The following is an 18602-nucleotide window of genomic DNA, read 5'->3' on the forward strand; positions in this document are numbered from 1 at the left end:
CTCAGAACAGTGTGTAGATGAACGGGGCGAGACCCGTTCCTCCGAGCAGGATCAACGCGCCCAGGACGAGAAACAGTACGAGGATCGGCACGAGCCACCACTTCTTGTTCGTTTTGAGAAATTCCCAGAGTTCAGCCACCAATCCCGCATCCTTCTTCTGAGCGGCGGCTCTTTCAAATGCACTCTCTCCCGGGTTCTTCATGCAATCTGCTTAGACAAGGTTCAATATTGCTTCAAGTAGTTTTCAGGCGGAGACGGCTCTCCCCGTTCGTGCCAGTAAGTGTCGCGATGCCCCGAGCGTTTGAGTTTGCCTTTGGCGATCAAAGGCTTCAATTGCATCTCATCACGTCCCCGCAGGCGCAAGGCGATTCCGATTGGCGTCATGATGACGAAGAACAAGAAGACGAGAATGGCGTGCGTGACAACCCAGCCGATCGGAAAGGCTGCGATGGTGGCGGTGACAAAGAGCCATCGAACCGCCCCTGGCCAGATCAAGCCGATCACACCGGCCACGGCCAGCACTCCGGACACGGTCGCTGCGAGTGCAAAGCACCCGTAACCGACGAGTGCGGCCACAATGCACGCTGCTGAAAACTGGCGCAGCATTCGATGCGTGGGATTGAGGGGCAGCTCGGACCAGCGCATGTCAGTCGAGGGCGAATTGTTTCAGGTGTCGCTCGCGCGCCGCCGCCGCAAGGGACGCGGGCACCTGTTGCTTGTGCACTATAAAGTCTTCCAGCACTAACACATCCATCCCCGTCGCCAGGAAACAGCGGATCGCATCCTGCGGCGTGCAGACGATTGGCTCACCGCGAATGTTGAAGCTGGTATTCACCAGAACCGCGCAACCCGTGCGCGCCTCAAAGGCCTTCAATAAACGATAAAAGCGGCCGTGCCGCTGCGGGTCAACGGTTTGAATGCGTGCGCTGTAATCCACATGCGTGATCGCAGGCAGGGTCGACCGGGGGACTTGGAGGCGGCGGCGCAAGTCTGGATCCTCCCGCATCTGCCGCGCCTGTTCATTGGCGACATGCAGCCTGTGTTCGGATCGGAGTGGGGCGACGAGCAGCATGTACGGGCTTTCCGTTCCCGGCGGCACGTCGAAATACTCATGCATGCGCTCCCGCAGGACGCACGGTGCGAACGGTCTAAAACTCTCGCGGAATTTGATCTTCACATTCATTTGCGCCTGCATCGCGGCATTCCGTGGATCTCCGAGGATGCTGCGGGCACCGAGCGCGCGCGGGCCGAATTCCATCCGACCATGGAACCATCCGACCACTTTGCCCGCATCGAGCGCTTCAGCAACATCGTCCAGCAACCTGCCTTCCTCGACGTGTGTCGCAACAAGTCCTGATTCCCGCAGCGCCGCTTCTATCTCGTGCTGCGCCCACGCGGGGCCGAGAAGGCTGCCGTGTTGCGTGTCCTGCGGATTCTCGCGGGGGTGTTCGAGCAGTTGATGCCACGTGAATAAGGCCGCTCCAAGCGCGCCGCCAGCATCGCCCGCGGCCGGTTGAATCCAGATGTTCTCAAAACGGCCTTCTTTGAGCAGGCGACCGTTCGCAACACAGTTCAGCGCCACGCCTCCCGCCAGAACCAGATTTCGCGATTCCGTCACGCGTTTGGCCTCGTGCGCCATTGCCAGCACGATTTCTTCGGTCACGAGCTGGATACTGGCGGCCAGATCCATATGCCGTTGTTCCAGGGTCGATTCCGGAGCGCGAGGAGGTCCGTCAAACAAGTCATCGAACCTCCGATTGGTCATGGTCAGTCCATGGCAATAATCGAAGTAATCCAGATTCATTCGAAAACTGCCATCGGTTTTGAGGTCGAGCAGGCGCTCGCGAATGACATCGGCGTAGGCTGGCGTTCCATAAGGCGCCAGGCCCATGAGCTTGTATTCCCCGCTGTTCACCTTGAAGCCGCAGTAATACGTGAATGCGGAGTAAAGCAGGCCGAGTGAATGCGGGAAGCGCATCTCGCGAAGCAGGCGAATGCGGTTGTTCTTTCCATGTCCAATCGTGGCGGTGCTCCATTCACCAACGCCGTCCATGGTCAGGATGGCGGCGTCGGCAAACGGACTGGGAAAGAACGCGCTCGCCCCGTGGCTTTCGTGGTGCTCGGTGAACACAAAGCGCGCGTGTCTGGCCGCCTTCAAGCGGTCGCGCAGCACGCGTTTCAAATGGATCTTGTCCTTCAGCCAGATCGGCAGCGCCATTTGGAAGCTGCGGAAGCCTTTTGGCGCAAAGGCGAGATAGGTTTCAAGAAGACGGTCAAATTTAAGGAATGGCTTGTCGTAGAACACGACGTAGTCGAGGTCCGCAGCGCTGCATCGTGCTTCCCCAAGGCAGTAGGCCAGCGCATTTTCGGGAAAGCGAGCGTCGTGTTTCACACGGGTGAAGCGTTCCTCCTGGGCTGCGGCGATGATTTTGCCATCGATGACCAGTGCCGCCGCGCTGTCGTGGTAAAAGGCGGAGATGCCAAGGATGCGTGTCATCGGATCGAGATCACCCTAGGCGAGCGGGAAAAACGGGGCAAGCCCGCTTCAAGCGATGCAGACCTGCGAGTTTGGTGTTGTGTCGCACGGTTCATTGCCGTCTCGTGATGGATCACGACCTGCCGGCTTGGATGCTGACACGACGACCGGGTTTGGAAACGTGGATACGTCTTTTAGACCTCGCACGTCGCGTTTTGGGGGACCGCCCGGGAGCGACTCCCGTAATACTCCAACTCGACGGCTCGCGGCCGCCCTGCTTACTCTTCGCGTCAGATGCCCCAGCTTTTAATCGACATTGCTCTCTGCATTATTGCCGCGTGGGTTGTGGGAGTGGGCGCGCACCTGTTGAAACAGCCGCTCCTGCTCGCGTATCTGCTCGCGGGTTTTCTCATTGGGCCGGCTTGCTTCAAGTGGGTCACGGACCAGGCTTCGATCGCAACAATTTCCGAGATTGGATTGATCCTCCTGTTGTTCATGATCGGCCTCGAGCTGGATCTCAAGAAGATGTTCAGTTCCGGAAAGGCGATCAGCATCACAGGCTTTGTGCAGGTGTTCGTGTCGATCGCGCTGGGCTGGGCGTTCTTCTGCATCCCCATCTTTTTCGCGACGCGACTCGAGGCTTTGTATCTGGCAGTGGCGGCCGCGATGAGCAGCACGATCATCATCGTGAAGGTGTTGTACGACAAACACGAGCTCGACACGCTGGCGGGGCGGATCACGCTCGGCATCATGGTGCTGCAGGATCTCGTGACGATCATGTTCCTCGCGATCCAGCCGAACCTCAGCGATCCGCGGCTGGCTGCCCTGGCGTTGGCTTTCGGCAAGGTATTTATGCTCATCGGGATCGGTTACGTCGTAAGCCGGTTTATTTTGCCGCCGATCTTCAAGTTCGCCGCGCGTCTTCCGGAACTCATCCTGATTGGGGCACTCGCGTGGTGTTTTGCAATGGCTGGCTTTGCTGGAACGATCGGACTTTCGTCAGCCATGGGAGCTCTCATCGCGGGCGTGATGGTATCCACATTTCCCTACACGCTCGACGTGGCAGCCAAGGTCACCACGTTGCGGGACTTTTTTGTGACGCTGTTTTTCGTGGGCCTTGGGATGGCGATTCCCATGCCCACATGGGAACTCCTCCTGCTGATGCTGCTGTTCAGCATGTTCCTCGTGGGCAGCCGGCTGGTGACGGTTTTCGTTCCGCTGCACCTTATGAAGATGGGTCACCGCGCCAGCCTCATTCCGGCGATCAACTTTTGCCAGCTGAGCGAGCTTTCAATGGTGCTGCTCGCATTGGGACACAAGAGTGGCGACGTTTCGCCGCGATCAATGGGCGTTGCGTCTCTGGCCTTTGCGTTTCTCGCCGTGGATTCCACCTATGCGATGTTTGGAAGCGAAGCGATCCTGCGCAAGACATCGCCATGGCTTACGCGGCTTGGCTTCCGCGACTTGCCTGAAGCGCCGTCAGCTACCCCAGCTGCGGTGGTCCAGAAGAAGCGGATTTTCATTCTCGGGTTCTCCTGGACGGCCAGTTCGTTGCTGGATTCCATCCTCCGCGAAAAGGCTGCGATGGTGCCTGAGTTGCAGGTGATTGATTTCAATCCCCAGGTGATCTCCGAACTGCGCAGGCGCGGGGTCAAAGTGACTTACGGCGACATCAGCCGGCGCGACGTGCTGCTGCAGGCGGGAATCACTGAAGCCGAAATTATTATCTGCACGCTGCCTGACATCATCCTGAAAGGTGCGAGCAACCTGAAACTGCTTCGGCAGCTGCGTGAACTGAGTCCAGCAGCGCAGATCATTGTGCACGCCGAGAAGTTATCGAACATCGTGCCGCTCTATGGTGCGGGGGCAAGTTACGTCAGCGTTCCGCGACTGCTCGAAGCCGCTGACCTGGTCGGTGTGATCGAAGCAGCGAATAAGGGTTTGCTCGAGGAGAAGCGCAAAGAACAACTCGACGAACTGGCAGAGCGCGACGAGGTGGTTCCCTAAATACGAAGGCGGGTTGGAGTCTTGGTTGCATCAAGGTGTGTCTCCTCAACGCCGCACACGCTTGGAGAACCCGCCCAGCAGGTCAATGGAATACTGTGCCGCGCCGATCCCCGCGGTAGACGACGGCCTCAACCCTTTAAAAGCGCATTGACTCGCGATATTACAGCGGGATCCATCGCAATTCCGGGTGGCCAGGGGCGCTTGAATCCTTCTCCCGCCAGCTTCCGTGTCGCATCGATTCCCAACTTGCTGCCCACTGCGATTTCACTGGTCGCATGATCGAGCACATCAGCCGGGCCCTTTGTGAAGATGCTGTCACGCTGCGGGTCCGTATTGGCGCACAGACGAAACAGGACCGCGCTTGTGTCGTGCACGTTTACGTCGTCGTCCACGATGATGATGTATTTCGTGAACATCATCTGCCCCATGCCCCAAAGCCCGTGCATGATCTTGTACGCCTGCATCGGGTAGGTTTTGCGGATGCTGACGAAAACGAGGTTGTGAAAAACGCCTTCAGCGGGAAGCGCGATGTCGATGATCTCCGGGAAGTTCATCCGGAAAATCGGCAGGAACAATTTCACGGACGCCCCGCCCATATAGAAATCCTCCATGGGTGGCACTCCGACGATGGTTGCTGGATAAACTGCATCCTTCCGATGGGTGATCGCGGTGACATGAAACACCGGGTACGGTTCGAGCAACGTGTAGAATCCAGTGTGATCGCCGAAAGGCCCTTCGTCCCGCAGCGGTTCCGTTGGATCGATGTAACCTTCGATGACAAAATCGCAATTGGCAGGCACCTCGAGGTCGTTTGTTTCGCATTTAACCAGTTCGACTGACTTCTTACGCAGGTAACCCGCCAGGAGAAATTCATCCAGGCCATCGGGAAGCGGCGCAGTGGCGCAGAACGGAAACATGGGATCACCGCCAAGAAATATGCTGACAGGCATCCGCTGTCCTGTCTCGTAATAGCGGCGGCCGTGCCGTGCGGCAACCTTCTGCAGCTGCCAATGCATCCCCGTGGTTTGTTCGTCGTATACCTGGATGCGATACATGCCGACGTTCCGTTCGCCCGTGTCAGGATCGCGGGTCACAACGCACGGCAACGTGACGAAGCGTCCTCCGTCGAGCGGCCAGCATTTAAGAATCGGCAGATTGAGCAGCGTGGGCGGAGCAGGGGAGGTAGGGGGCAAAACGACAGGGCCCGGCTGGTGAACGGCGCTGGCGACGGGCGGGGATTTCGCGCTGGGTGCAGAAATGGGTTCGTTAAACCTATGAATGACTTCCTTGCACGGGCCGTCCTTGACGATCTTCGGCTTCGCATGGCGAAGATCCATTGCTGTGGAAAGCAGCTTGAGGGTTTCGCGAAAAGATGTGGGCGGTTTGGCTTTCATCAGCGATTCCAATTCCGCTGCGACAATCTCAACGCTGTCGGCGCCCATGCTCAACGCCATGCGTCGGTGCGATCCGAAGGTGTTGATGGCGACTGGGAAGGGGCTGGGTTTTCCGTTGATGGTCGGCTTCTCAAAGAGCAGCGCCTTTCCACCGTTGGGCGATTTCATTGCGCGATCCGCGATTTCAGTGATTTCCAGTTCCGTCGCGACAGGTTGCGAAATGCGCTTGAGTTCGCCAACGGCGTCAAGGTGGTTCACCCACGCGCGAAAGGAGTCGAATGCCATGGCGCGAAGCTAACGAAGCAAAGGGGTGAGAGCAAAGAGGCAAAGTTTCCAGGTCCTATGGGTCCTATAGGACCCATAGGACCCATAGGACCCATAGGACCCATAGGCGTGATTCTCACGCGCGACGCGTGAAATTTGCGCGCGTTGGGGTCAAATTGCGTGATAAAACCGCAGAAAAGCCAATTAAATCGCTGGTGGTACCGGCATTGCTAAAGGAGAGTTAGATACGGGTTGACAGTGAAAGTGGATTCCCTAGAGTTCGCGGACTGTTTGACCACCAAACAACGATAACCAAACGAAGATATGAAACGATTCACCAACAAAATTCGAGCGTTCACCCTGATTGAGCTGCTCGTCGTTATCGCGATCATCGCGATTCTGGCGGCCATGTTGCTCCCCGCACTGGCCAAAGCCAAAGCCAAGGCGCAACGCATTAGCTGCGTGAACAGCCTCAAACAAGTCGGCCTTGCTTTCCGCGTCTGGTCCGGCGACAACAACGATCGCTATCCGATGTCAGTGGGTACCGCATCTGGCGGCGCGCAGGAATATGTCGGCCGTTCGAATGGAACCGGCGGCATCACCGCTCCGACCGCGGGTTATCAGCCCGGCCGTGTTTTCCAATCGATGTCAAACGAACTCTCCACGGCTAAGGTCCTGGTTTGCCCTTCGGACAATATTCATAACAATGCAGCCACGAACTTCGGCAACCTCGACCTCCTTGGCGCGCTGAACCCGGCTCCGAACTCGGTCACCAAGATCAGCTACTTCATCGTCGGCGACGCTCTCGAAACCGATCCGCAGATCATCCTGACTGGCGACTGCAACATTGGTTCCGGCAGTGCAAACAACGGTGCTGCAACGGCTCGCTTCGGTTCCGTCACAGCCACTGGTTATGCTGCCACCTCAACCGCTGGTGGTAACACTGGCTGGGCATGGACCCAGAACGACCTGCACCAGAAAGCTGGTAACATCGGTCTGTCTGACGGTTCCGTTCAGCAGGTAACGGTGAGCGGCCTCCGCGCTGCCCTGCTCCAGTCCACCAACACGGTGACCGGTCCAGTGTTCAACTTCATGCCTTAAGCATCGAAGCTGAGTCTTTAGAATATTTCACAAGGGCGCCTTCGGGCGCCCTTTCTGCGTACCCAAATCAGGACCGCGGGTTCAGCATGCTCGGCGGGTTCTTCGAAATCGCTGACGCTTGCATCAGTCACATGCTAAGCGGCGGGACGCGTGAGCCTCTATTGCAGCGCAGCGTTCGTGAGTCGAATGATCTCGGCGAGAGAAGTCGTTGGACGCGTCCTAGTCACCCGCGCCAGTTTGTCTGTGGTTGGCTTTCGACGAAGCATATCAGCGAAGCCTGGCGCATACGCGGTATCATAGGGGACAAGTTCGACGGAAGAGGACGAACCCAGGACGTCGATCACGAGGTGCGCGAGTTCAAGGATGGAAACCTCCTCGGTGCTTCCCACGTTGAACACCTCGCCTCGTGCAGCAGGCGTTTCCTGGAGTTTCACGAGGGCGTCGACCACATCACTGACATGGCAGAAACAGCGCGTCTGTGAGCCATCGCCAAACACTCGCAACGGCTCGCCTTTTCGTGCGGCTTCGATGAAGCGTGGCAACACCATACCGAACCGTCCCGTCTGGCGTGGGCCCACCGTGTTGAAAAGCCGCGCGATTGTCACGGGCAGTCCGATTTCGCGCGAATACGCGAGCGCGAGAAATTCATCCATGAGCTTCGAGCATGCGTAACTCCAGCGCGCACAGTCGGGCGGCCCAATGATGAGGTCGTCTGCCTCGCTGAAATCAGGCTTGTTGCTCTTCCCATACACCTCCGACGTTGAAGTCAGCAGGATCTGGGTTTTGTGGGCGGCTGCCGCCTGAAACAGAACCTCCGTTTCCCTGAAACTCGATTGCAAAACATGCAACGCCGAACGCACGACCAGTTCAACGCCGACCGTTGCGGCCAGGTGGAAAATCGAGTCCGCTGCCGCAACGAATTCATCGAGATGCGAACACGTGGATATCCGGGATTCGACCACGCGCAAATCAGGGTGGGTGGCGACTGGTTGCAGGTTGGCGAGGTTTCCCGTCGACAGATCGTCAACGACGGTGACTGAGCGTCCGCTGTTCAACAGGCGTTCGACCAGGTGCGACCCAATAAATCCCGCGCCGCCTGTCACGAGGATGTTCGCTTTGCGGTTCACATCAGGGCGCGGGCAACCGCCTCGGCAAGGCGCTGACGAAATTCCGGTGTATGAATGCGGGAGGCTTCGGCTGGATTCGACAAGTAACCTGCCTCGAGCAAAACGGCGGGACGATTTTGTCCGCGCAACACGCCGAGGAAGCGCGCCCGCCGAACACCGCGATCGACGAATCCACATTCCTTCAGCAAGGCGCGATGGAGCAACATCGCGTATCGCAAATTATCCGCATCAAAACGGTTGTTCGGAAACACAGCGGCGGGATCATCCTCGTATTCGCGCGTCAGCGTTGACCGCATTCCCGTGGGTGTCAGGCAAAATGTTTCAAGGCCAGCCTGTTTGCCTCCGGAAGGCGCGGCGTTGAAATGCAGGCTGACGAACAAGTCCGCACGGCATTGATCGGCGAACGCCACGCGCGCTGAGAGCGGGAGGTCCATGTCGTTCGTCCGCGTCAGGTAAACCTGCCATTGGTTTGCGCGCAACAGCGGTTCAAGGCGCAAGGCCCAGTCCAGCGTGTAATCCTTTTCATTGAACCCAGTAACGACGCTGCGGGTGCCGCCGTTGCCACCTCCATGGCCGGCATCAATCACAACAATGCGGGTTCCGGCAGGCGGAAGTGGGGCGGGCTGCAGCAGGGGTTCGAAATTTTTTTGAAGATCGAGTTCGTGGATGACGGGTTGGAAGTTCTCAAAGCGGACATCGAAACCGAGCCGGAATTCAGCCCCGTCCCATTTCGCCACCTGGCTTCGCGTGCGAATTTCAAACTGGCCCAGGGTTGTGTCCAGCCAGAACACAGGATTCCAGTTCGAAGGCGAACCGGAGAGGGGGCCCAATTGTTTTTCGGCAGCCCACTGGTTCAGGGGGATCCAACGCGGCGGCTGGGATTTCGGCGGTTGCATTCTGACTGGAGGATCCTGTGGCGGCGGAGCGAGCGTCTGCGACTCGCGCACTTCCTCTGGAAAAAACGCGGTCGTGGAATCGTCGGGTTCAGGCATGGTGGTGCACCCAGCCAGAAGAATGAGCCCGCTCAAAATAATCCGATCAACCCTCAACACGCTGTCATTGTGGAACAAGGTTTCGATGACTCAAGACGTTTCATGGTGTGCGTCAATTTTCTGCATTTCGAGTGAGAGGCCGTTGCTGACGATAGAGCGACGACGCTTCCTGCACGCGCGTCGCGAGATCTGCCTGGCCTTGTGCCGTGGCCAGGGCTTCGGCCTGGGAGGCAACCCGAATGGCTTCCTGGAAAGCGCCCGCTGCTGCGTGTGCAGCGGCGAGCGTGTGAAGCACTGGGGCGCGCTGGTGCTGAGTCAGTTCGGCGGCTCGTGTTGCCAGGTCCACTGCTGTTGCACCGTCACGAACCGTTTCGTTGCTTGCTGTCGCAAGCGCCCATGCGAGCCCATTCAACGCTTCGACTGAGTTCGGCGCGACATTGACTGCCGCTTTCAAATTCGTGACCGCGTTCTCTTCATTACCTGTTTCGAATTGCGCCAATCCCAGGAAAAGCCGCGCCTGTCCGTGCTCCGGTTTTCGGCGGATCACTTCTTCAAAGTGCATAGCCGCCGCCTGCGGATTGCCCTGCACGAACAACCGCCTCGCGAGATTAAACCGCGCATCCACGTGCTTCGGATCCACCTGCACCGCGCGTTGAAAGTAAGATGTGGCCTCTGGGAAGCGTCCCAATCGTTCCAAAGCCACGCCGGCATTGAACAGCGTGACGGCGTTCGTCGCATGAAAGCTTAGCGCCTTTTGATATTGGACGAGTGCGTCGGCATACCGTTGTTTGCGGACCAGGGCGGCGCCCAGATTGTTGTAGGCTTCGAGATAGGTGCTGTCGATCTTCAGGGCGCGTTGAAGATTGGTCATCGCCTCGTCCACTTCGCCCAACGCCGTTAGCGCTCCGCCGAGATTGTTATAGCCGTCGGGGTTATCCGGCTTTAATTCAATGGCCCGGCGGAACGCCTGCAGGGCCGCGTTGGTATTGCCGCTGTGCATCAGCGCGCGGCCGTGCAGATTCTGGAAAATCCCGCTCGTTGGGTCGAGGGTCACGGCCAGATTGAGATTTTCCAGCGCCTCCTCATGCCGGCCCATTCTCGATAACAGATCACCAATGTTTGCGCGGAAGAGCGGGTTCACGTCGTTGATTTCAATAGCGAGGCGGAAGAGTTTCAACGCGTCCTCCAGCCGATTGCGATCAGCGTAAGCCGCAGCAAGGTTGTTTGCTGCGATCGGGTTGTCACGGGTCACCGCAAGCGCGTGGCTGAAGATCGCCACGCTGTTCTGCCAATAACTAAGCTGAATCCGCGTCAGCCACGCGCAGGCAAGCACGAGCGTTGCCCCCGCGTAAAAGCTCGTGCTGTTTCGAAGTTGAAAACGCTGAAATAATTCGTGTGCAAGCCATGCAACCGCGATGAAGATGCCGATGGACGGAATATATGTGTAACGATCGGCCATGGACTGTGCGCCGACCTGCACCAATCCGATCACGGGGACGAGAGTTCCCAGATACCATAACCAGCCGAACGTGAAGTGAGGACGCCGCCTTGCCCAGAGCACCGCCAGCACCGAGAGGGCCAATACGGCCGCCGCCCCGATTAGAAACGGCTGGATCAACCAGACTTTTGGCAGGGGATAGAACAGCGCCAGATCCTGCGGCCAGAACAGTTTTTTCAAGTAAGCGCCGTAGGCCGTGAAGACATTGGCGAGGCGCATCGTGACGGGCAGCGATTCCGTTCGCATCACCGCCCCCGCTGATTTCTGTGCCAGGAACGTGACCACGCTCATGGCAAACGTCAGCCCAAACCATGGGATTTTTTCCAGGGCAAGCTTCCAAAAACATCGGGAAAAGAAAGTTCGCCACCCCGTGTTCTCGACTCGTTGCAGCGGCCAGACATCGAAAAGCAGGAGAAGAAACGGCATCGTCACCAGCATCGGTTTGGCAAGCAGGCTGAGGACAAACCAGCCGAGCGCTGCCCAGGGTTGAACCCGGCGTCGCGGGTCCCGAACCCAGCGGGTGTACGCGAGGATCGATAGAAAACCGAAAAAAGTGCTCAGCACGTCCTTGCGTTCGGAAATCCAGGCGACCGATTCAACGTGAGTCGGATGCAACGCGAACAACGCAGCCACAAACAGGCTGCGCCACACAGCGCCAGTCATCCGAACGAGCAGGACAAACAGCAAGGAAGCATTTGCGCTGTGGATGAGCACATTCACCATGTGATGCCATCCGGGGCGGACTCCAAATAATTCGCAATCCAGCATGTGCGACAACCACGTCAAAGGATGCCAGTTGGCGATTTGGAAATCTCCAAAGGCCCACACCACGCCGTGCCAGGTGAGTCCCTGACGCACCACGGGATTGGAGTAGACGTAGTCGGGGTCGTCGAAGTTGACGAAGTCGAACGTGGCGACCTGCGCGTACACGGCGAGCGTCAGCAAGGCAAGGCCCAGCGAGAGCCATCCCACGCTTCGATTTGCGTCGTTCGACATGGAACGGATGCTAGTGGACGGTGTGGCATGAGGCAAATCCGGCAGCATTGGGGACGCGCTTAGCATTAGGAGCGTTGCAAAAGTCAGGCCGGCAGTTTCGGTGAATAAATTTCCGAAATGAACTGTTGCGCAGTTGTTCTATTTGCGCCAAAACTATAAAAATTTTACTCATTTTTTGAGCCAGAAGCATTGAACCTACGACGATGAGCAGGAACATAACGGGTCAGCAGAAGATCGAACCGGTTTTACTCGGTCCGCCGGAGAAACAGGGCCTGTACGACCCGCAGTTTGAGCACGATGCATGCGGCGTCGGGTTCGTTGTCAACATGAAGGGCCGCAAGTCGCATCAGCTGGTCACCGATGCCCTGCAAATCCTCGTAAATCTTGATCATCGCGGCGCGTGCGGATGCGAAGTCAACACGGGTGACGGCGCGGGAATCCTGATGCAGGTTCCGCATGAATTTCTGGCGTCTGAGACGGAGAAGCTAGGCTTCAAACTTCCCCCATTTGGACAATACGGCGTGGGCATGTTGTTCATGCCGCCCACACTTGCCGATAGGGATGGTGTCAAGAACGAAGTGTCGAGGATTATCGGGGAAGAAGGCCAGCTGCTGCTTGGATGGCGGGATATTCCAACGGACAACGCATCACTCGGCAATACCGCCAAGGCTTCAGAGCCGCACATGATGCAGGTCTTTGTGGGACGCAATCCCGCGTTAAAGGATGATCTGGCTTTCGAGCGGAAGTTGTATGTGATCCGGAAGGTTGCCGAACAGCGGATTCGTTACAGCGGGAAGGTCCCGGGAGGAAAATGGTTCTATGTGTCCAGCCTGTCGAGCCGCACCGTTGTTTACAAGGGCATGCTGATGCCCGCGCAGGTCGCTGAATATTATCCCGATCTTCGCAATTCGGAAATGACAACGGCGCTCGCGCTCGTGCATTCCCGTTTTTCCACGAACACGTTTCCGAGTTGGGACCGTTCGCACCCGTACCGCTTCATTGCGCACAACGGCGAAATCAACACACTCCGCGGCAACATCAACTGGATGCACGCGGCCCAGTCCAATTTCAAATCGGAACTGTTCGGCGCCGACATCAAGAAGGTCCTGCCTGTGGTGAACACGGATGGCAGCGACTCCGCCATGTTCGACAACGCGGTGGAATTGCTGGTGATGGCCGGCCGCGAGTTGCCGCATGCCATGATGATGATGATTCCCGAGCCGTGGGAAAATCACGAGAGCATGGATCCACAGCGTCGCGCGTTCTACGAGTTTCATTCGTGCCTTATGGAACCCTGGGACGGCCCCGCGTCAGTGGCTTTCACAGACGGTTTTCGCATCGGTGCATGTCTCGATCGAAATGGATTGCGGCCCTCCCGTTATTACGTGACTAAGGATGACCTGGTCATCATGGCGTCGGAAGCGGGAGTGCTCCCGATCGAACCCGAACGTATCGCGATCAAGGGCCGCCTGCAGCCGGGCCGCATGTTTCTGGTCGACACGATTGAAGGCCGCATCGTGGCTGACGAGGAGTTGAAGAAGAAGTACGCGAGTGAGCATCCGTATCAGCAGTGGCTGGATGAACATCACGTGCTGCTGGAACAGCTTCCCGAGCCCACGCTGGGAACCGAGCCGGAACATCGCAAGATTGTTCAACGCCAGCTCGCCTTCGGTTACACGTTTGAGGATCTGCGATTCATTGTTGGGCCGATGGCGAACGATGGCGTGCAGCCGCTGGGTTCCATGGGAACCGACACGCCGCTTGCCGTGCTGTCGAACAAGCCGCAGCTGCTCTACAACTATTTCAAGCAGTTGTTTGCGCAGGTCACAAATCCGCCAATTGATCCGATTCGCGAAGAAATCATCACATCGACGGAGACGATGGTGGGTGCCCGCGGAGGTCTCTTGAATCCGACGCCTGAAAGCTGCGCGTTGATCAAGCTCGAGCATCCGCTGTTGACGAACGCCGAGCTGGAGAAGCTTCGGCACGTTCAGCGCAAGGGCTTCAAGGCGCAGACGCTTTCAATCCTGTTTAAGGCGGGCGACAAAGCCAAGGGCCTCGAAGCAGCCCTCGACGAGGTATTTGCCGCGGCGGACCGTGCGATTGCAGATGGCGCAACGATCCTGATCCTTTCTGATCGCGGGATTTCGCGCGAGATGGCTCCCGTTCCTGCGCTATTGGCCGTTGCGAGCCTGCATCATCATCTCATCCGCAAAGGCACCCGCTCGCGCGTCGGCATCGTCCTGGAATCGGGTGAACCCCGTGAGGTCCATCACTTTGCGCTGCTGATTGGATATGGCTGCAGTGCCATTAATCCTTACCTCGCCTACGACACGATCGACGACATGATTGGCGAAGGCCTGCTGGTGAACACCGACCATCACAAGGCGGTGAAAAAATACATCAAGGCGACCATCAAGGGCGTGGTCAAGACGATGGCGAAGATGGGCATCTCCACCATCCAGAGCTACCGCGGCGCACAGATCTTTGAAGCGGTCGGGCTGAACAGTGATGTCATCGACAAATATTTTACATGGACTGCCTCGCGCATCCAGGGAGTCGGCCTTGACGTCATCGCCGAGGAGGCGCTCGCGCGGCATCATCATGCGTTCCCGGATCGCGATGTGAATGGCGAGCTCGACGCGGGGGGGCAATATCAATGGCGCGACAACGGGGAATATCACCTGTTCAATCCGCAGACCATTCACAAGCTGCAGATCGGCTGCCGGCTGAACAGTTACAAGATCTTCCGCGAGTATTCGGAACTGGTGAATAATCAGGCGAAGAATCTCTGCACGCTGCGCGGTTTGCTTGACTTCAAATGGGCGGAGAACCCGCTGCCAATCGATGAAGTGGAATCGGTGGAATCCATTGTGAAGCGCTTCAAGACGGGCGCGATGAGTTACGGTTCCATCAGCAAGGAGGCGCACGAGGCGCTCGCCATCGCGATGAACCGACTCGGCGGCAAGTCCAACACCGGCGAAGGCGGTGAGGATCCGGCCCGCTACAGCTGGACAAACGAACTGGGTGATTCAAAGAACTCGGCCATCAAGCAGGTCGCTTCCGGGCGATTCGGCGTCACCAGCCATTACCTTGTCAACGCGCGGGAATTGCAGATCAAAATGGCGCAGGGTGCCAAGCCTGGCGAGGGCGGCGAACTCCCGGGCAAGAAGGTTTTCCCGGAAATTGCGAAAACCCGCGGCACCACCGCGGGCGTGGGCTTGATCTCGCCGCCGCCGCATCACGATATTTATTCCATCGAAGATCTCGCGGAGTTGATCCACGACTTGAAAAATTCCAACCGCGACGCGCGGATCAGCGTGAAGCTCGTGGCCGAAGTGGGCGTGGGAACGGTCGCTGCCGGCGTCGCCAAGGCGCATGCAGACGTTGTGTTGATCAGCGGGCATGACGGCGGAACCGGCGCGTCGCCGTTGTCATCGATCAAACATGCGGGCGGTCCCTGGGAACTCGGCCTGGCAGAGACGCATCAAACGCTGGTGCTGAACAATCTGCGCAGCCGCATTTATGTGGAGACTGACGGACAGCTCAAAACGGGGCGTGACGTCGCGGTCGCGGCGTTGCTGGGCGCGGAGGAATTTGGTTTCGCAACGGCTCCCCTCGTGGTGCTCGGTTGCATCATGATGCGCGTGTGCCACCTGAACACCTGCCCTGTAGGCGTCGCCACGCAGGATCCGCGATTGCGCGAACGATTCAGCGGCGATCCCGCGCATGTGGTGAATTTCATGCGCTTCATTGCCGAGGAATTGCGCGAGATCATGGCGAAGCTGGGTTTCCGAACGATCGAAGAAATGGTCGGTCGGACGGATCGCCTGGCGCCATGGAAAGCAATTGATCATTGGAAGGCGCGCGGTGTGGATCTCACGCCGGTGTTGCATCAGCCGCAGGTCGGACCTGAGGTCGGGCGTTTCCGCCAGATCGCACAGGATCATGGGCTTGAGAAATCGCTCGATGTCACGCATCTGCTGGACATCTGCCGCCCTGCCATTGAACGCGGCGAATCCGTCAAGGCTGAGTTGCCGATTATCAACGTCAACCGCGTCGTTGGCACAATCACGGGCAGTGAGATCACGAAGCAGCACGGGCCCGCCGGGCTTCCGGAGGATACCGTGCAGTTGAAGTTCAACGGCAGCGCGGGGCAGAGTTTTGGCGCGTTTATCCCGAAGGGCATGACTCTCGAGCTCGAGGGCGATGCGAACGATTATTTCGGCAAAGGCTTGAGCGGCGGCAAACTCGTTGTGTATCCGCCGAAGGGCTCCACTTTCGCAGCTGAGGATAATATCATCATCGGCAACGTCGCCTTGTATGGCGCGACAAGCGGGGAGATTTTCGTGCGCGGCATGGCGGGTGAACGGTTTGGTGTGCGGAACTCGGGGGTCAACGCGGTTGTCGAAGCCGTGGGAGATCACGGTTGCGAATACATGACTGGCGGACGCGTTGTTGTGCTCGGCAGGACGGGCCGGAATTTTGCCGCGGGCATGTCGGGTGGTGTTGCTTACGTCCTGGATGAAGCGGGCGATTTTGCGAATCACTGCAACATGGAACTCGTGGGACTCGGGCCGCTGGTCGACACGGACGAAACCGAAGCGGTTTGGAAATTGATCCAGCGGCATCACACCTACACGCGAAGCGAGCGAGCGGCAAAGATATTGGCAGATTGGAAGGCGCACGTGCCGAAGTTTGTGAAGGTGTTGCCGAAGGATTACGCCCGCGTGCTGGAAGCGTTGAAGCGAGTGGAGCAGCAGGGTCTCAGCGGCGACGACGCGATCATGGCCGCCTTCGAGGAAAACGTGCGGGACGTGGCGCGTGTTGGCGGTGGGTGAGCAGCCTGCTGATGCAACACACTTCAAAACGGGTAGCGCCTGGCGCACTCATCGGCTGAAGCCGGAACTCTCTAGAACTGTAACCTGAACAATGAACTGGAAGACGCGAATGGTTGAAATTGCGGCCGCTGATTGTGCGCGGCGCATTCCGGCGTTTCGCCTCCAGACCTGACAACTACTCATGGGTAAACCCACTGGATTTCTTGATTACCTGCGCCAGCTGCCGAAGGATCGTTCGGCCGCAGAGCGCATTGCTGACTGGAACGAGTTTCACTTTCACATGCCGGAAGAGGACCTGCGCAAGCAGGGCGCGCGCTGCATGGATTGCGGAATTCCCTTCTGCCATACGGGACAGCTCCTCAACGGAATGGCCAGCGGCTGCCCGATTCACAACCTCATTCCCGAATGGAACGACCTCGTTTATCGCGGTCTCTGGCGCGAAGCCCTCGACCGGCTTCATAAAACCAATAATTTCCCCGACTTCACAGGCCGGGTCTGTCCGGCGCCCTGCGAAGGCTCATGCGTGCTGGGCATGAACAACCCGCCCGTCACGATCAAGAACATTGAATGCGCGATCATTGACCACGGCTGGGAGAATGGATGGGTCGTTCCCGAGCCGCCCAAGAAGCGCACTGGAAAGAAGGTCGCCGTTGTGGGATCCGGGCCTGCAGGCATTTCTGCCGCCGCCCAGTTGAACAAGGCCGGTCATCTCGTGACCGTGTTCGAGCGCGCCGATCGGCCTGGAGGCCTGCTCATGTATGGCATTCCCAACATGAAGCTCGACAAGAACGAAGTCGTGATGCGCCGGCTGAAGGTGCTTGAGAAGGAAGGCATCCAGTTCGTCTGCAACACGGAGGTGGGCAAGAACCTGCCAGCGGAACAGTTGCTCAAGGATTTTGACGCCGTCGTGCTCTGCACGGGCGCGACCAAGCCGCGTGACCTGCCGATCGAAGGCCGGCCGTTGAAGGGCATTCATTTCGCGATGGAATTCCTGACGGAGAATACCCGCGCCGTGCTGAATCAGCACAAAAACGGCGGGTTCATCTCCGCGGAAGGCAAGGACGTCGTCGTCATTGGCGGCGGCGACACGGGAACGGATTGCGTCGGAACCTCGATACGCCATGGCTGCAAGAGCCTCGTGCAGGTGGAAATTCTGCCCAAGCCGCCGCTTGATCGGGCGAAGGACAATCCGTGGCCGGAATGGCCAAAGGTGTACCGCATGGACTACGGGCAGGAGGAAGCTGCCGACAAGTTTGGCGCCGACCCCCGCGTTTATCTTACCACCGCGACGAAGTTCGAAGGTGATGCGAACGGGCACGTCAAGGCGGTCCATACGGTCGAAGTTGCGTGGGAACGCAACGACAAGGGCCAGTTTATGTCGAGGCACGTTCCCGGGACGGAGAAAGTGCTTCCTGCGCAGCTCGTGTTGCTGGCGATGGGATTCCTCGGGCCGGAGCAGCCGTTGCTTGATGCGTTGAACGTCGAACGCGATCCGCGTTCAAATGTGAAGGCGGAATTCGAGAAGTATCACACGAACATCAAGGGCGTGTTTGCTGCGGGAGATTGCCGCCGCGGACAAAGCCTCGTGGTCTGGGCCTTCAATGAGGGTCGCGGCGCCGCGCGCGAGTGTGATCGTTACCTGATGGGGCACACGGACCTGCCGTAAGGTGCCCCGACCTTGCCGTTCCGGCGCCTCAGCGTGCGGGAGCGGAATGCCTTCTGAGCAGCGCGGCTGTGTCTGCACGGCCCAGCCGCAATGGGCGGGAACGCGTGCAAGCTTCATCCGTCGGAATCCGCCCACGGCACTGCGCCTGACGCGCAGACAGGCTGCTGTTCACCCCAATTAAACCCGCCCTTCTGCGCCTTCGCAGGTCGTCCACTGAAACGCCGCGAACGCAGCGCGCTT

At 58.3% G+C, this 18602-nt stretch carries 11 protein-coding genes; 4 read left to right on the forward strand and 7 right to left on the reverse strand.

Features of this window, described 5'->3' with window-relative positions; all coding sequences use genetic code 11:
• Position 1: 1 nt before the first annotated feature.
• The 3 genes from VEH04_04035 to VEH04_04045 all read right to left on the reverse strand — a co-directional run bounded on the left by VEH04_04035 (position 2) and on the right by VEH04_04045 (position 2497).
• Entirely contained in the window at positions 2–142 is a 141-nt protein-coding gene (locus VEH04_04035) for a DUF5989 family protein (protein ID HYG21928.1), read from the reverse strand.
• A gap of 80 nt (positions 143–222) precedes the next feature.
• A complete protein-coding gene (locus VEH04_04040) occupies positions 223–645 on the reverse strand; it encodes an SxtJ family membrane protein (protein ID HYG21929.1) in 423 nt (140 codons plus the stop codon).
• A gap of 1 nt (position 646) precedes the next feature.
• The gene (locus VEH04_04045; protein HYG21930.1) at positions 647–2497 is read right to left on the reverse strand and encodes a carbamoyltransferase; all 1851 of its coding nucleotides are present in this window, start codon (positions 2495–2497) and stop codon (positions 647–649) included.
• Positions 2498–2770: 273 nt separating this feature from the next.
• Here VEH04_04045 and VEH04_04050 point away from each other — a divergent pair, with 273 nt between their 5' ends.
• Positions 2771–4483, forward strand: a complete 1713-nt coding sequence (locus VEH04_04050; protein ID HYG21931.1) for a cation:proton antiporter — start codon at positions 2771–2773, stop codon at positions 4481–4483.
• A 128-nt stretch (positions 4484–4611) separates the two neighbouring features.
• Here the strand turns inward: VEH04_04050 and VEH04_04055 are convergent, their stop codons facing one another.
• Positions 4612–6162, reverse strand: coding sequence for a UbiD family decarboxylase (locus VEH04_04055; protein HYG21932.1), 1551 nt, complete (start codon positions 6160–6162; stop codon positions 4612–4614).
• A gap of 303 nt (positions 6163–6465) precedes the next feature.
• Between VEH04_04055 and VEH04_04060 the strand changes: the two genes are divergently transcribed.
• The gene (locus VEH04_04060; protein ID HYG21933.1) at positions 6466–7242 is read left to right on the forward strand and encodes a prepilin-type N-terminal cleavage/methylation domain-containing protein; all 777 of its coding nucleotides are present in this window, start codon (positions 6466–6468) and stop codon (positions 7240–7242) included.
• A 158-nt stretch (positions 7243–7400) separates the two neighbouring features.
• On the opposite strand, the gene VEH04_04065 is transcribed toward VEH04_04060, so the two are convergent.
• The 3 genes from VEH04_04065 to VEH04_04075 all read right to left on the reverse strand — a co-directional run bounded on the left by VEH04_04065 (position 7401) and on the right by VEH04_04075 (position 11855).
• On the reverse strand, positions 7401–8369 hold the full coding sequence (locus VEH04_04065) for an NAD-dependent epimerase/dehydratase family protein (protein ID HYG21934.1): 969 nt from the start codon (positions 8367–8369) through the stop codon (positions 7401–7403).
• Positions 8366–9361 carry an N-acetylmuramoyl-L-alanine amidase gene (locus tag VEH04_04070; GenBank protein ID HYG21935.1) on the reverse strand — a complete coding sequence of 332 codons (996 nt, stop codon included), beginning with the start codon at positions 9359–9361 and terminating at the stop codon, positions 8366–8368. The genes VEH04_04065 and VEH04_04070 overlap by 4 nt, the downstream gene beginning before the upstream one ends.
• A gap of 112 nt (positions 9362–9473) precedes the next feature.
• Positions 9474–11855 carry a tetratricopeptide repeat protein gene (locus tag VEH04_04075; protein HYG21936.1) on the reverse strand — a complete coding sequence of 794 codons (2382 nt, stop codon included), beginning with the start codon at positions 11853–11855 and terminating at the stop codon, positions 9474–9476.
• A gap of 203 nt (positions 11856–12058) precedes the next feature.
• Here VEH04_04075 and gltB point away from each other — a divergent pair, with 203 nt between their 5' ends.
• Positions 12059–16696 (forward strand): glutamate synthase large subunit, encoded by a 4638-nt coding sequence (gene gltB / locus VEH04_04080; GenBank protein HYG21937.1) that lies wholly within the window; start codon positions 12059–12061, stop codon positions 16694–16696.
• Positions 16697–16877: 181 nt separating this feature from the next.
• Positions 16878–18362: a glutamate synthase subunit beta gene (locus VEH04_04085; protein HYG21938.1), complete on the forward strand. Its 1485-nt coding sequence runs from the start codon at positions 16878–16880 to the stop codon at positions 18360–18362.
• The last annotated feature ends 240 nt before the right edge of the window (positions 18363–18602 follow it).

This window comes from Verrucomicrobiia bacterium, from assembly GCA_035629175.1.
Classification (GTDB): domain Bacteria; phylum Verrucomicrobiota; class Verrucomicrobiia; order Limisphaerales; family DASXHY01; genus DASXHY01.

What these genes read in the sequence shown, in the direction of transcription:
- VEH04_04085 (HYG21938.1), top strand. Translation starts at nt 16,878, where the DNA reads ATGGGTAAACCCACTGGATTTCTTGATTACCTGCGCCAGCTGCCGAAG.
- VEH04_04075 (HYG21936.1), bottom strand. Translation starts at nt 11,855, where the DNA reads ATGTCGAACGACGCAAATCGAAGCGTGGGATGGCTCTCGCTGGGCCTT.
- VEH04_04045 (HYG21930.1), bottom strand. Translation starts at nt 2,497, where the DNA reads ATGACACGCATCCTTGGCATCTCCGCCTTTTACCACGACAGCGCGGCG.
- VEH04_04055 (HYG21932.1), bottom strand. Translation starts at nt 6,162, where the DNA reads ATGGCATTCGACTCCTTTCGCGCGTGGGTGAACCACCTTGACGCCGTT.
- gltB (HYG21937.1), top strand. Translation starts at nt 12,059, where the DNA reads ATGAGCAGGAACATAACGGGTCAGCAGAAGATCGAACCGGTTTTACTC.
- VEH04_04070 (HYG21935.1), bottom strand. Translation starts at nt 9,361, where the DNA reads ATGCCTGAACCCGACGATTCCACGACCGCGTTTTTTCCAGAGGAAGTG.
- VEH04_04040 (HYG21929.1), bottom strand. Translation starts at nt 645, where the DNA reads ATGCGCTGGTCCGAGCTGCCCCTCAATCCCACGCATCGAATGCTGCGC.
- VEH04_04050 (HYG21931.1), top strand. Translation starts at nt 2,771, where the DNA reads ATGCCCCAGCTTTTAATCGACATTGCTCTCTGCATTATTGCCGCGTGG.
- VEH04_04060 (HYG21933.1), top strand. Translation starts at nt 6,466, where the DNA reads ATGAAACGATTCACCAACAAAATTCGAGCGTTCACCCTGATTGAGCTG.